The following is a 13,154-nucleotide window of genomic DNA, read 5'->3' as shown; positions in this document are numbered from 1 at the left end:
CTTTTTACAGGTCTAAGCATACTGTTTTTTTAGTAAATAGTGAAATAAATGACGGGCGCATCCAAAGAAAAATCTCTTGTTCGCGCCAGCAAAAAAGGGATTAAAAATCAGTATATTTAGCAAATGATTAGCCAGTATTTAAACAGACTTGGCCAGAATAAAATCACTTTGCATTTGATAGCGTTTGCCTGTTTGATCTACACGAATCTCGAGCAATTGTTTCTCAAGATCGACATATAACAAATTTCGGGTGTAGACTTGCAGCAGTTCAAGCTGCTGACGCGATGCATCTGCGAAGCGAATCCGCCCTTGAATCACTTCCGGCGCATTGTGCCCGCTCATACTTTCACGCACCAAGGTATAGGTTTCATCCTGATGAAGTTCTAAAGACACCGCCATTCCCGGGCAATCATCACAGCGCGATAAACAGCCCATACAAGGCGTAGTGCCTTTGAACTCACCAACCCACGCAGGAATTGCGGTCTTAGATTCCACCACGGTTTGGGATTGAGTTGAGTTTTGATCCTGACATCCGAGTACAACTGAACTGGCGACCAGCGGAATCAAAATGACTTTTTTCATCTTTGCACAACATCAAATTGACTAGTGCCAGAACATAGCACAAGCTACAGCTAAAAATCATCTCAAACTGTTTAAAACCAGCCCTTTCGGCCTTTTAACACACCATCGGCACAGCGTAAGGTTTCCTGGGTTAATCCCCACAAGCGATAATCGCCGGTGATGGAACCGGTCGGAAAATTATGGGTATAAGCAAAACTTAAATTCCGCTCTGGATCACACCAGGCACCTGAGCCATTAAAACCAATATGACCAAAGCCCGACGATGCCGACTTGCCCAGGCTCAAAATGCGGTGATAGCCCAAACGCCAATGCATCGGCAGCGGCATCACCCGGTCACGGGCGGTATATTGCACCTGACTTAGGGCCTGAAACACCTGTGGTGAAATCAGTCGTTGCCCCTGCCATTGGCCACCCTGCGCCAGCATGGCATAGATTTTGGCCAGACTTTGTGCGGTAAATACCCCGGAGGCTGCCGGCACAATCGCCTGTAAACCGGCATCACTAAAGAATGAAAATTTCTTCATGCCTTTGGGAATCATGGCATCCTGAAAATCTTGCGGATGTTGTCCACTGAAGGCCATCAGCTTTTCTAAAGGCGATGCGGTACGTGCAGGTTTAGCAACAGCCTGTTTTTTGGGAGGCTGGGCAGATTGGGCGGGCTGAGATGTGGCAAACGGTCGCGCCACCCGCGCTAATTCCTCTACCGGCACGCCAAAATAAGCTCCGTTTAATTCCAATGGCTCGCTTAAATGACGCTGCATCAATACAGCCAAGCTTTCATTACAGGCTTTTTCCAAGACACCACCGACCTGCCAGCCAAAGGTCAGGGGCTGATAGGCTGCATCACTGTTCGGCAGAAAACGCGGTTTGGCCGCAGCAATGACCTCCAGCATATGCGACCAGTCGGCCATTTCCGAGGCATCGGCAATCAGATTACGGATATCGTATAAACCACTGCGATGGCACAGCATCTCTCTTAAAGTCAGCTGCTGTTTGCCCTGCGCTGCAAATTCTGGCCAATATTCAGCCACCGGCACATCATAATCCAGCCGCCCCCGACTCACCAGAATATGTGCCAGCGTGGCCAGCACGCCTTTTCCGGTGGAATAACAGACCGACAGACTATCCGGCTGCCAGGCCTCATTGGCAGATTTTTGACCGGTATAAATATCAACGACTTTATGTCCCTGAAAATAAACTACCAGCGCGGCGCCGCCTTGCGTTGAGCGGGCATCCTGAAAACGGCTAAACAGATGGGCCAAATCTTTAAACGGTTCTTCCACTGAACCACGATAATTCTGAATATCTGCACGCAGATAATCTTTTATGCTGTTCATGCATCCTTTCCAGCAACAAGGTGAACAATTAAAAAGCCCAAATCCGGTTTGGACCTAGGCTCGATGACTTAAAGCGCGTGAATGCTACCGCTGACATGCGGTTTTTGGTTCTTCTTGCTACGAATCAGGAAGTCAGTATTTTGCGCCTGCTGCGCCGTCAAGAATTCCACCTGAGATGGCAGATACATTGGCAATTTAAACCAGACATCAGCTTCATACGCATCTGGCAACTGGATATTGGCCAGCGCTTTGGCTTTACTCCACATGCCGTGTGCAATGGCCTGTTTAAAACCAAAGGCTTTGGCGGTTAACGCATGAATATGGATCAGGTTAAAATCTCCCGATGTCAGCGCATAACGACGACCAGTATTTTCCGACACATCCCACTGTCCTACCGGTACATAGTTAGGTACGGCACTTTCTGCTGCTTTAGCCGCAGGCTTGCTGCTGCTTTTCTGACGCGACAAATAGGTGGTTAAACCTTCCATCACCACTTCATTGCCAACTTTAGCAGTGGTGATAAAATCAAACTGTACGCCTTTGTCATGTGGCTGCAATTCACCAAACTTGCAGGATAAAGTCAGCTGCTCATTCACGCCAACTTTACGGTATTGCTTGAGCTGATTGCGGATATGCACCAGACCTAAAATCGGAAATGGGAAAGCTTCCGCAGTCATCATGTGCATTTGCAGGCTTTGCGATAACACCGCCAGATAAATGGCCGGAATATAGCCGTTATTTTTAAAACCACAGACTTCGTTATAGGCTTTCAGATGCTTCTGGTCGACCTTGAATGAATCCACCACATATTCAACTTGCGGCAGAACTTTTTCACCCTTCGGCTTTTTAAAAATTAAGCCCTGAATCACTTTTGGATAGGCTAAATACGGCTTGGGAAGTTGACTAAAATGGCGAGTATTCATACTGAACCTTTGGAATATTTATCTTTTAAATCACCCTTTCTTTAATAAGAATTGGGTTTTCTATTTTAATTCCCTCAAATCCCTCCCGACCTCCCTTCAAAAAGGGAGAAGAAGTCCCCCTTTATTAAAGAGGGATTTTAGGGGGGATTCCGAGTGAGGGATATATTAAGCCCCTAACAGACTCTGACCACAAACACGCACCACGTTACCATTTAAACCTGTAGATGCAGTTGAGGCAAAGAAGGCAATGGTTTCTGCGACATCAACCGGTAAACCGCCCTGACTCATCGAGTTCATACGGCGGCCCGCTTCACGAATGGCAAACGGAATGGCCGCAGTCATTTGGGTTTCAATAAAGCCCGGAGCCACAGCGTTAATAGTCACACCATTTTTCAGCACCGGTGCCGTATATTTCACCACTCCAATCACGCCTGCTTTTGATGCTGCATAGTTGGTTTGGCCCAGGTTACCGGCAATCCCTGAAATCGAGGATACGCAGATGATACGGCCATTGGCATTCAGACCGTCATTTTCCAGCAGATAGTCGTTCACGCGTTCAATAGCAGCCAAGTTAATGTTAATCACCAGATCCCACAGTTCAGGCTTCATATTGGCCAGTGTCTTGTCACGGGTAATACCGGCATTGTGCACGATAATATCCAGACCGCCCTGTGCAGCGGCTGCCGCTTTAATCTGCTCGCCCGCATCAGCGGCGGTAATATCAATTGCCAGGGTTGAACCCCCAATTTCAGAGGCAACACGGTCCAAGTCAGCTTGTTGCTGTGGTACGTCCAGACAAATCACATGCGCGCCATCACGTGCCAATACATGCGCAATCGCTTCACCAATACCACGGCTGGCACCAGTCACAACCGCGGTTTTACCTGCCAGTGGTTTAGCCCAATCCACATCGACCGTGTCTGCTTTAGAAACACGAATCACCTGACCCGATACATAAGCCGAACGCGGTGACAAGGCAAAACGTAAGCTCGATTCCAGGTTCGCTTCAGCGCCGTCATCAACATAAATCAGATTGGCGGCAATGCCTTTTTTAAACTCCTTCCCGACCGATTTAACAAAGCCTTCCAGCGCACGCTGTGCAATTGCATGTTTTACCGTTTTGGCGGTTTCCGGTGTGGTGCCGATCACCACTACACGGCCAGAGGCCTGAATCTGGCGCGCCACCGGATTAAAGAAGTTATAGAGCGCATTTAACTGTTCAGAGTTCTGAATGCCTGAGGCATCAAAGACCACCGCTTTAAATTTAGATTCTTTATCGCCCGCGTTAAAAGCACACAGGTTTAAACCGGCTTGTGCAGCAGCCTGCTGTAATTCTGCATTATTGCCGGCATAGCTGTTGGCATGGATATTGGCCAGAACCTGGGCAATTGCACCTGATAATGTGCTTTCCGGCGCTGCGCCCAACAAAACTGCACCCTTGACCACAGGCGTCGCGCTGTCAAAACGCTCAAGGAAAGTTGGGGATGGCAGGCCTAAATTTTTAATGACAAATTTACCAATTGGAGATTTTGCAAAAGCTTGGTATTGGTCAGTCATGATTATTATCTCTCAGACAAAATGAATTTGTGATTAATCTAAAGTTATCCTTTAGCTTCAATATGATGTCAGATACTTTGTATTTCAATAGATCGATCAGTTTGTTATGAATAATACTTGAGATCATATACAGATGACTTGACCTGAAAGCATTCTGCAATGTCATTGTAGTCAATTCAGGCTATTCTAGATTATGCTAATGTAACCCCTAAGAAGATCATCAACATGCTTGGAAAAGCCTTATGAGCAAAACAACTCAAGAAAATCCGGCGGTCGAAAATTCTGCTACAGAAACTGTGTCAAATACATCAAAAAGTACAACGCGTACAACCAAAAGTTCTGGCACGGCAAATTCGTCAGCAAACCCTGCGGCTAAACCTGCACGCACCCGTGCGGCATCTACCCGTAAAAAAAGTACAACCCCTCCTCCTTCTGAAACTACAACTGAAACATCTGGTCAACAGGATAATACCATGAGCCAAAACACTGTCCGTCGCGTTGCGATTATCGGTGGTAACCGCATTCCATTTGCACGTTCAAATGGCGCTTACTTCACTGCCTCAAACATCGATATGTTCACCGCCGCTTTAAATGGTCTGGTAGAACGTTATCGTTTAGAAGGCCAACGCCTCGGTGAAGTCGTTGCCGGTGCCGTACTCAAACACAGCCGTGATTTTAATATGACTCGTGAGTGTGTACTGAACACTGAATTGGCTCCTGAAACACCTGCTTACGATATTCAGCAAGCGTGTGGAACCGGTTTGCAGGCAGCTTTTTTAGTGGCCAATAAAATTGCTCTGGGCCAAATTGAAGTCGGTATTGCTGGTGGTGTCGATACCACTTCCGATGCCCCGATTGCTTTTGGTGACGGTTTACGTAAAGCCCTGCTGGAGCTGAATATTGCCAAAACCGGTAAAGACCGCTTAAAAGCGCTGACCAAAATCAATATCAAAGACCTGATGGATGCACCGAAAAATGGTGAACCACGTACCGGTCTGTCAATGGGTGACCATCAGGCGATTACTGCGCTGGAATGGGGCATCTCGCGTGAAGCGCAGGATGAACTTGCTGCATCTTCACACCAGAAAATGGCAGCCGCCTATGAAGCAGGTTTCTTTGATGACCTGATCACACCATTCTTAGGTTTAGAGCGTGACAACAACTTGCGCCCGGATTCTTCAGTAGAGAAACTGGCTAAACTGAAACCAGCCTTTGGTAAAGGTGATGCGCGTACCATGACCGCAGGCAACTCAACCCCACTGACCGATGGTGCATCTTGTGTTCTACTTGCTTCTGAAGAATGGGCCAAAGCCAATGGTCATGACGTACTGGCTTACTTAACCTTCCAGGAAACGGCTGCAGTTGATTTTGTCGAGAAGAAAGAAGGCCTGCTTATGGCGCCAGCCTATGCCGTACCACGGATGCTGGAACGTGCCGGTCTGACTCTACAAGACTTTGACTACTATGAAATTCACGAAGCTTTTGCTTCACAAGTGCTGTCGACCTTAAAAGCCTGGGAAGATCCAAAATTCTGTAAAGATCGCTTAGGTCTAGAAGCACCATTGGGTTCAATTGATCGTAACAAGCTGAACGTAAAAGGTTCTTCTCTGGCTGCTGGTCACCCATTTGCTGCAACCGGCGGACGTATTCTGGCGACTGCTGCCAAACTGCTGAATGAAAAAGGTTCAGGTCGTGTGCTGATTTCAATCTGTGCTGCAGGCGGTCAAGGTGTAACAGCGATTGTCGAGAAGTAATTTCCCCTGCCTTCACTGAAAAAGCCACTGCCTGGTGCAGTGGCTTTTTTTATGGACGTTTTATTACCTTTTTATTGTCTGCTCTTAAATTCATCAGACGTATTTTAAACAGACTCACGATAGGCCGGTGCATAGCCCAAACGTACCTCAATCGCGTCATAACCCCACTGGAAGATAAAGGTATAGACCAAAATACATAAGGTCAGGCTTAAATCCAGCAAAAAGGCCTCGGGCAGACTCATCTGCATGGCATAGGCCACCATTGGAATGGTGGCTAACATTAAGCCACCCTCAAAACCAATGGCATGTAAAATCCGTACTTTCACCGTACGCTGGATCTGTCTGCGTGCTTCAAATTTTTCAAAAAAATGATTAAACAGCATATTCCACAAGACCGAGGTTACTGCCATGGCCACACCCAGGCTACCGGTCACTTCCAGCGGCATCTTGAAAATCAGGCTTAAAGCCAGGGCAATAATCACCAGTAAAATCAGTTCATAACTCAAGGCATGAATTAATCTTCTTTTCGACAGCAGCATGTTAAACCTTATCCATTTCATCAATTGCTGCCATCTTATTTTTAAATTATCGACAAATCGAGTTAGAATCTTTCAATATTATTGACTGGTTACTGCCCATGAATGTGAATCAGGAACAGCTGATCATTTTTAAAACCGTGATTGAATGCGGTTCTTTTTCCGCAGCGGCGCGACAACTGGGAAAAGTGTCATCTGCAGTAAGTATGTCAATTGCCAATCTGGAAATTGACCTGAACCTGAATCTGTTTCAACGCATCGGGCGTGAACCGGTGCCCACCGCACAGGCGCTGACGCTGTATGAAAAGACCGAACAACTGCTGGTTGAAATGAACCAGTGGAAACAGCATGCCGCAGCGTTAAGTGAAGGGTTGGAATCGGAACTGAATATTGTGGTGGTGTCCGAGCTGATTCATAGCGACTGGACCCAATACATTGCCCTGCTGCAGCTGGAATTTCCAACGCTACAGATCAATATATTTTCAGCGCCACAGGAAGATGCCATGCACATGCTGGTCGAACAGTCGGCGCAACTGGCAGTAATGTTTGAACATGAACAGCTCGACAGTGGCGAGCAGTTTGTAGAACTGAAACGCGAAGCCTTGGTGCCGGTGGCGGCCCGAGATTTTGCCTTGGCTCAACAGGCACCGGTCAGCTTTGAAGCTATTTTGCACAGCCGGCAAATTGTGGTGGCCAGCCGTGACCGTCGTATTCAGCCGGAACTGTTATTTTCCAAACAGTACTGGCGCACTGATAATCATCATACTGCCTGCTCGTTAATTTTACAGGGTCTGGGCTGGGGTGTGTTGCCGCTGCAAATGCTGAATGAAAACCCGAACTTAAAGCAGCAACTACAGGTTTTGGACTTTCTGGATTTCTCGCCCAAGTTTGAATATTTTGTCGATCTGGTCTGGAGCCGTGAAAGCAAACTGGGGCTGGCTGCTCGTTTTTTGATTAATCACTTGCGCAATCAACGAAAAAGCACAAATTAGACACTGATCTGTAACGCTTTTCACTTGGGTTAAATCCAGTTTGTGTTATAAATAATTGCATAAGCAATAACCGAACAACTAGAGAAGCGGATTCAATGACACAGAACGCCTTAAACCAATTAAAACGCTTAACAACTATTGTGGCCGACAGCAGTGACTTAACTGCCATTGAAAAGTTTCGTCCTTTAGATGCAACAACCAACCCGTCTTTAATTACCGCGGCGGCTGAACAGGCCGACAGCAAACCGCTTTTAACCGAAGCCTTTGATCAGGCCAAAGCGGAAGGTTATCAGCAAGACGAGCTGATTGAACGCACCATTGATATTTTAACCGTCAAGTTCGGGGTAGAAATTCTTAAACTGATTGATGGCCGTGTCTCGACTGAGGTAGATGCCTCGCTGTCTTATGATACAGATGCCACTATTGCCAAAGCCAAAGAACTGCTGGTGCTGTATAAAGAATATGGCATTGATCAGAAACGCATCCTGATTAAAATTGCTTCGACCTGGGAAGGCATTCAGGCTGCAAAACAGCTGGAAGCAGAAGGCATTCATACCAATTTAACCTTGCTATTCGGTCTGCATCAGGCACATGCCTGCGCTGATGCCAACGTGACCCTGATTTCCCCTTTTGTCGGGCGTATTCTGGACTGGTACAAAAAAGCCGAAAATGTCATGTACTACCCAATTGAAAAAGATCCGGGTGTGCTGTCCGTGAAAAAGATTTACCAGTTCTACAAACAGCATGCGGTGAAGACTGAAATCATGGGTGCCAGCTTCCGCAGTATTGATCAGGTCTTGGCGCTGGCCGGTTGTGACCTGTTAACCGTATCACCCAACCTGCTGGCCGAACTGGAACAGGATGAGCGTGAAGTCACAGCACAACTCTCAAGTGACACGATTGAAGCTCAAGGCGAGCTGGAGCCGATCACAAAAGAGAAATTTAAACAGCAGCTGGAACATGACTTAATGGCCTTCCAGTTACTGCAAAGCGGTATTGATGGCTTTATTAAAGCGCGTGAACAGTTAAGCCAGTTATTGCGCCAAGGCTTTGGTATTGATGCCGAAATTAAAGCTTAATTTTTCTGTTTAGCCGCGCCGCTGTGCGCGTATTCCAGGCCGATGTTGCTATATAATGCTGCATCGGCCTTTTTAGTTCTCTGGATTTCCTGTGTTTGGTATCACTGACGTAATGACGTTCATTATTGGAACCATTTTAATTGTGATCCTGCCCGGCCCCAACTCTTTATATGTGATGTCAATTGCCTCACGCTTTGGCATTAAAGCCGGCTATCTGGGCGCTTTAGGCGTTTATACCGGTGACCTGATTTTAATCCTGTGTACCGCCTTTGGCGCAGCCTCCGTGCTACACAGTTTTCCATGGCTGTTTATAGCGCTGAAAATGATTGGCGCGCTGTATTTAAGTTATTTGGGCATACGTCTGATGATTGCCGCCTATCGCACCTGGCAGCCCGAGAAAAGCCGCTCGACTCAAACCAAGAATAGCAGCAGTACGCCAGAACAGGTTCATCCTTTTCGCACCGCATTAACCATTAGTATTTTAAATCCGAAAGCGATTCTGTTTTATCTGTCTTTTTTTGTGCAATTTGTTGATCCGGCCTATCCTTATCCGGCGCTGACCTTTACCCTGCTGGCCATTATTCTGCAAATCATCAGCATGAGTTATCTGTCAATTCTGATTTTTTCCGGAATGAAACTGGCAACCTATTTCAACCGGAATTACCGCCTTACCGCGAGCGGTGTGGCCGCAGTTGGCCTGCTGTTTTGTGGTTTTGGCTTAAAACTGGCCAGCTCGACCCTATAAAAATCAAGCAAAATTTTTAACTTCTGATAAAGATTTGAACTTTTAGATGGCCATTGAAAGGCGTATGATTTATCGGCTTTCTCTCCCATTTTTATTGTGCAACGGATTATGCAAAAGCTTATACATGATTTTTCTATTCCGGCTGTTTTTGCTGGATTTATCACTTTTTTAATTGGTATTAGTGTTTCTGCCGTACTGGTGATTCAGGCGGCGCAAACTTTAGGGGCCACAGCCGAACAGATTACCTCCTGGTTCTGGGCTTTGGGTCTGGGCATTGGCCTGTCTGGCTTGCTGCTCTCGTGGAAATACAAATATCCGGTGTCGACGTCCTGGTCAACCGCCGGGCTGGCCCTGATTATTGCCACGGGCAGTGGTTATAGCCTGAATCAGGCCATTGGGGCTTTTCTGGTGTGCGGCGTGCTGACCGCACTGTTGGGTTTTTTCGGGATTTTTGAACGTCTGTTTCGCTATATTCCACAAAGCCTGACCAGCGCCATGCTGGCCGGCGTACTGCTAAAATTCGGCATTGCCTTGTTCGCCAGCATTCAGCATGAATGGGCATTTATCCTGTCTTTACTAGCAGCCTATGTACTGTCAAAACGCTTCTGGCCACGCTATAGCATTGTGCTGACCGTAATTGCCGCGATGCTGCTGTGCCCGCTGGTACTGGATTTCCATTTTCCTGTGGTGAGCTGGTCATTGGCGCAACCGGTGTGGATCAGTCCGGAATTTAGCCTGCCCGCTATTTTAGGTCTGGCTTTACCTTTGCTGGTGATTAATCTGGCCTCGCAATATTTACCCGGCATCGCCATTATTAAAAGCTATGGCTATCAGCCGCATGTTAATCAGTTGCTCGGCTGGACCGGTACCGCGCAGGCCGTGTTATCGCCTTTTGGCTGTTATAGCGTGAATATTGCAGCGATTAGTGCCGCCGTCAGTCTGGATCATCAGGTGCATCCGGACCCATCAAAACGCTATATTGCCGGCATGAGCTGTGGCCTGTTTTATATCCTGATGGGCTTGTTTGCCGCCACCTTAACCAGTCTGCTGATGTCTTTTCCGGCAGTGCTGATTACTGCATTGGCCGGTATCGCCCTGTTTGGCACCATCGGCCATAACGTCTTTATTGCCTTTAAAGAGGTCGATGACCGGGAAGCCGCATTAATGACCTTTTTACTAAGCGCTTCAGGCATCCAGTTCTGGGGCATTGGCTCGGCCTTCTGGGGACTGGTTTGCGGTGTGGTGGTGTTACTGGTGATGAAATTTCCCTGGAAAGCCAAATCCTAAAGACTAACATGATGACCAGCAGATTTTAGGGCGCGGATCTATCTGTCTGATCCGCTTTACTATAATCGGCCAGAAATGACAGGGTCTGCTCAAAAGTCTGCTGGCTTTCGGGCAGATGCATTAAGAACTGATATTCATGAATCAGCCAGCGTTTAGAGTCGGGATAAAATACTGCTTTTACTGGCACCTGCTGCTGCTTTAACACTTCTAACAGCGGTAAAGATTGAGTATCAGTCAGAAAATCCTTATTGCCGCCACTTAAAAATACCGGTGGAAACGCGGGAGTAATATGCTGAATCGGTGAAATCTGCTGCAGAAATTCCGCATCCTGTTTGCGGTCGCCGGTATAGGCCTGCACCATGTTATAAATGCCCCACTCGACAATTTTGATTTCATCCGGCGCGGTTTTAATAAAATACGGTAAATCATAAATCCCGCAGTGCAAAATCACCCCTTTCAGCTGTGTTAAGGCCAGAACCGGCACAAATTCCGAATGCGCGGCAAATTCCGGATTACTCAACAAGGCTGCATAATGGCTGGCCAGATTGGCACCGGCAGAATCTCCAGCCAGAAATAGTTGCTCGGCATCAACACCAAACAGCGCGCCATGTTCCTGAATATAGGCCAGTGCCTGATTAATCTGGTGTAACTGGGTGGGATAAGTCGCCGCTGGCGCCAGTTGATATTGCAGTGAAAACACCGGATAACCGGCATCTGCCAGCCGTTTAAAATAACCGCGCGCATGGGCTTTGGAACCGGAAATCCAGCCACCGCCATGAATCCAGACCACGGCCGGGCGTAATCCGGTATCATCAGGTGTCTGTGCTGGCAAATAGACATCCAGGCTTAAATCCGGATCTTGCTGATACTGGATATTTTCCAGCACCCGCACCTGCTGCGGTGCATCCCGATCCATCAGTTTCTGTTGCAATTGGGTGGTCAGATTAAATGCGCCAGCAATAATACGGCTATTACCGGCTGTGCTTTGGCAGCCACTCAGCACCAGCAGCAAGCTCATGCACAGACTTAACATCAGATACTTCATTTCACCCATCTTCCTGTTTATACAGCTGTTTTATTTTTCTTCACTATAAAGCAGCCGCCGCGCAGATGGAACCCGGTTTTGCACGACAATGCGATCTGACAATGTAGAGTATTCCAGTCAGAATTATTTGTTAAATCAAAGACCTACTTAAGTGGTATTGTGATTAAAAATCTGTATCTTTTTTGCAGGCAGAACACCGGAATAAATTGAATGCCCCCCGGTGATGTGCTATCTATAGAGTATAGCTAAACATTAAGTTCATTATATCAATAAGGAGTTTCTCCATGGCGTATCAGCATATTCTCGTTCCGGTCGATGGTTCTCAAATTTCCTATTCTGCGGTGCAACATGCAGCTGAAATTGCCCGTGCCTTTAACAGTCAGCTGAGTCTGGTGAGTCTGGTGGCGGAAGACCCGTTCACTGATGCCGATTTCTATTATTCCTCTGCCATCATGAAAGAATATTTTGTGCAGGCACACGGCAATGCACAAAAAGCCCTGAAAGAAGGCCAGCAAATTGCCGAAGCTGCGGGCGTTACTGTAAGTACTAAAATTGTGGAAGGCGAAGTATCGGCCAAGCATGTGGTTGAAGCCGCACAAGAGATGGGCGTTGACCTGATTGTGATGGGTTCACACGGTCGTAAAGGCTTCCAGAAATTCCTGCTCGGTAGTTTTGCTCAGGATGTACTGCGCAGTTCTGAATTGCCGGTGCTGGTCATTAAGGCCTAATTGCCCCACTACAGCCCAGAATCCTGAATGCTTTTGATGTACTTTCATTCACTGTCAGTTTCAATAAAGCCCGCGATATTCATATGTAAAAATAAGGAAAACTGTCATGACCAGCTATAAACATATTCTTGTTCCAGTGGATGAATCCCCGATTTCTTATGCTGCTGTAGAACAGGCTTTAAGTCTGGCCAAAGATTTAGGCTGCCAGGTCACGGTAATGAGCGTGATTGCGGTTGACCCATTTGTCGGCGTCGACTTTTATAAAGTTGCTCCGGCCATTACCGACTATTTCATGCAGGCCGAAAAAAATGCCAAACTGCGCTTGCAGGAAATTCTTGATTCTTTCCAGCGCGAAGGCGTGCAGGTCGACCAGAAACTGGCGCACGGCGTTTCACCTTCAGATGGCATTATGCAGATTGCCGATGAAGTCGGTGCCGATCTGATTATTATGGGCTCACATGGCCGGACCGGTTTCAAGAAAATGATGCTGGGCAGCGTAGCGCAAAACGTGCTGACCCAATCGCCTATTCCGGTGCTGATTGTGAAGGTCTAAAGTAAATCTAAAGCTGCCATAAAAAAACTCCTCAAC

The 13,154-nt window shown here is 47.2% G+C and carries 13 protein-coding genes; 7 read left to right on the top strand and 6 right to left on the bottom strand.

The features are described from left to right. Nucleotides 1-138: 138 nt before the first annotated feature. The 4 genes from FTU67_RS11555 to FTU67_RS11540 form a co-directional block, all read right to left on the bottom strand. Nucleotides 139-582, bottom strand: coding sequence for a copper resistance protein NlpE N-terminal domain-containing protein (locus FTU67_RS11555; RefSeq protein WP_180056968.1), 444 nt, complete (start codon nucleotides 580-582; stop codon nucleotides 139-141). A 71-nt stretch (nucleotides 583-653) separates the two neighbouring features. Then, complete coding sequence (locus FTU67_RS11550; protein WP_180056970.1) at nucleotides 654-1,919, bottom strand: serine hydrolase; 1,266 nt, start codon at nucleotides 1,917-1,919, stop codon at nucleotides 654-656. 68 nt (nucleotides 1,920-1,987) lie between these two features. After that, a complete protein-coding gene (locus FTU67_RS11545) occupies nucleotides 1,988-2,842 on the bottom strand; it encodes a MaoC/PaaZ C-terminal domain-containing protein (RefSeq protein ID WP_180056972.1) in 855 nt (284 codons plus the stop codon). 165 nt (nucleotides 2,843-3,007) lie between these two features. Continuing rightward, nucleotides 3,008-4,399 (bottom strand): 3-oxoacyl-ACP reductase, encoded by a 1,392-nt coding sequence (locus FTU67_RS11540; protein ID WP_016659064.1) that lies wholly within the window; start codon nucleotides 4,397-4,399, stop codon nucleotides 3,008-3,010. A 242-nt stretch (nucleotides 4,400-4,641) separates the two neighbouring features. Here FTU67_RS11540 and FTU67_RS11535 point away from each other — a divergent pair, with 242 nt between their 5' ends. Further along, a complete protein-coding gene (locus FTU67_RS11535; protein WP_045795462.1) occupies nucleotides 4,642-6,153 on the top strand; it encodes an acetyl-CoA C-acetyltransferase in 1,512 nt (503 codons plus the stop codon). 104 nt (nucleotides 6,154-6,257) lie between these two features. Here FTU67_RS11535 and aceI read toward each other — a convergent pair whose 3' ends face one another. Next, nucleotides 6,258-6,692: a chlorhexidine efflux PACE transporter AceI gene (aceI, locus tag FTU67_RS11530; protein ID WP_180056974.1), complete on the bottom strand. Its 435-nt coding sequence runs from the start codon at nucleotides 6,690-6,692 to the stop codon at nucleotides 6,258-6,260. Nucleotides 6,693-6,790: 98 nt separating this feature from the next. Here aceI and FTU67_RS11525 point away from each other — a divergent pair, with 98 nt between their 5' ends. The 4 genes from FTU67_RS11525 (at nucleotide 6,791) to FTU67_RS11510 (ending at nucleotide 10,792) form a co-directional block, all read left to right on the top strand. Then, nucleotides 6,791-7,681, top strand: coding sequence for a LysR family transcriptional regulator (locus tag FTU67_RS11525; RefSeq protein WP_180056976.1), 891 nt, complete (start codon nucleotides 6,791-6,793; stop codon nucleotides 7,679-7,681). Nucleotides 7,682-7,776: 95 nt separating this feature from the next. After that, nucleotides 7,777-8,760 (top strand): transaldolase, encoded by a 984-nt coding sequence (gene tal, locus FTU67_RS11520; RefSeq protein ID WP_180056978.1) that lies wholly within the window; start codon nucleotides 7,777-7,779, stop codon nucleotides 8,758-8,760. A 91-nt stretch (nucleotides 8,761-8,851) separates the two neighbouring features. After that, nucleotides 8,852-9,505, top strand: a complete 654-nt coding sequence (gene leuE, locus FTU67_RS11515; protein ID WP_180056980.1) for a leucine efflux protein LeuE — start codon at nucleotides 8,852-8,854, stop codon at nucleotides 9,503-9,505. Between the two features lie 108 nt (nucleotides 9,506-9,613). Continuing rightward, a complete protein-coding gene (locus FTU67_RS11510) occupies nucleotides 9,614-10,792 on the top strand; it encodes a benzoate/H(+) symporter BenE family transporter (RefSeq protein WP_180056982.1) in 1,179 nt (392 codons plus the stop codon). A gap of 25 nt (nucleotides 10,793-10,817) precedes the next feature. Here FTU67_RS11510 and FTU67_RS11505 read toward each other — a convergent pair whose 3' ends face one another. After that, on the bottom strand, nucleotides 10,818-11,837 hold the full coding sequence (locus FTU67_RS11505; protein WP_005178627.1) for an alpha/beta hydrolase: 1,020 nt from the start codon (nucleotides 11,835-11,837) through the stop codon (nucleotides 10,818-10,820). A gap of 284 nt (nucleotides 11,838-12,121) precedes the next feature. Here FTU67_RS11505 and FTU67_RS11500 point away from each other — a divergent pair, with 284 nt between their 5' ends. Together FTU67_RS11500 and FTU67_RS11495 are read left to right on the top strand one after the other, a co-directional pair. Next, nucleotides 12,122-12,565, top strand: coding sequence for a universal stress protein (locus FTU67_RS11500; RefSeq protein ID WP_005178628.1), 444 nt, complete (start codon nucleotides 12,122-12,124; stop codon nucleotides 12,563-12,565). 106 nt (nucleotides 12,566-12,671) lie between these two features. After that, entirely contained in the window at nucleotides 12,672-13,118 is a 447-nt protein-coding gene (locus tag FTU67_RS11495; protein WP_005178630.1) for a universal stress protein, read from the top strand. Nucleotides 13,119-13,154 lie beyond the last annotated feature (36 nt).

This window comes from Acinetobacter sp. YH12132, assembly GCF_013418645.1.
Taxonomy (GTDB): Bacteria; Pseudomonadota; Gammaproteobacteria; order Pseudomonadales; family Moraxellaceae; genus Acinetobacter; species Acinetobacter indicus.
Note: the sequence above shows the minus strand (reverse complement) of the source record. Positions and strands in the feature narration are given on the sequence as shown.

What these genes read in the sequence shown, in the direction of transcription:
- FTU67_RS11555 (WP_180056968.1), bottom strand. Translation starts at nt 582, where the DNA reads ATGAAAAAAGTCATTTTGATTCCGCTGGTCGCCAGTTCAGTTGTACTC.
- FTU67_RS11550 (WP_180056970.1), bottom strand. Translation starts at nt 1,919, where the DNA reads ATGAACAGCATAAAAGATTATCTGCGTGCAGATATTCAGAATTATCGT.
- FTU67_RS11545 (WP_180056972.1), bottom strand. Translation starts at nt 2,842, where the DNA reads ATGAATACTCGCCATTTTAGTCAACTTCCCAAGCCGTATTTAGCCTAT.
- FTU67_RS11540 (WP_016659064.1), bottom strand. Translation starts at nt 4,399, where the DNA reads ATGACTGACCAATACCAAGCTTTTGCAAAATCTCCAATTGGTAAATTT.
- FTU67_RS11535 (WP_045795462.1), top strand. Translation starts at nt 4,642, where the DNA reads ATGAGCAAAACAACTCAAGAAAATCCGGCGGTCGAAAATTCTGCTACA.
- aceI (WP_180056974.1), bottom strand. Translation starts at nt 6,692, where the DNA reads ATGCTGCTGTCGAAAAGAAGATTAATTCATGCCTTGAGTTATGAACTG.
- FTU67_RS11525 (WP_180056976.1), top strand. Translation starts at nt 6,791, where the DNA reads ATGAATGTGAATCAGGAACAGCTGATCATTTTTAAAACCGTGATTGAA.
- tal (WP_180056978.1), top strand. Translation starts at nt 7,777, where the DNA reads ATGACACAGAACGCCTTAAACCAATTAAAACGCTTAACAACTATTGTG.
- FTU67_RS11510 (WP_180056982.1), top strand. Translation starts at nt 9,614, where the DNA reads ATGCAAAAGCTTATACATGATTTTTCTATTCCGGCTGTTTTTGCTGGA.
- FTU67_RS11505 (WP_005178627.1), bottom strand. Translation starts at nt 11,837, where the DNA reads ATGAAGTATCTGATGTTAAGTCTGTGCATGAGCTTGCTGCTGGTGCTG.
- FTU67_RS11500 (WP_005178628.1), top strand. Translation starts at nt 12,122, where the DNA reads ATGGCGTATCAGCATATTCTCGTTCCGGTCGATGGTTCTCAAATTTCC.
- FTU67_RS11495 (WP_005178630.1), top strand. Translation starts at nt 12,672, where the DNA reads ATGACCAGCTATAAACATATTCTTGTTCCAGTGGATGAATCCCCGATT.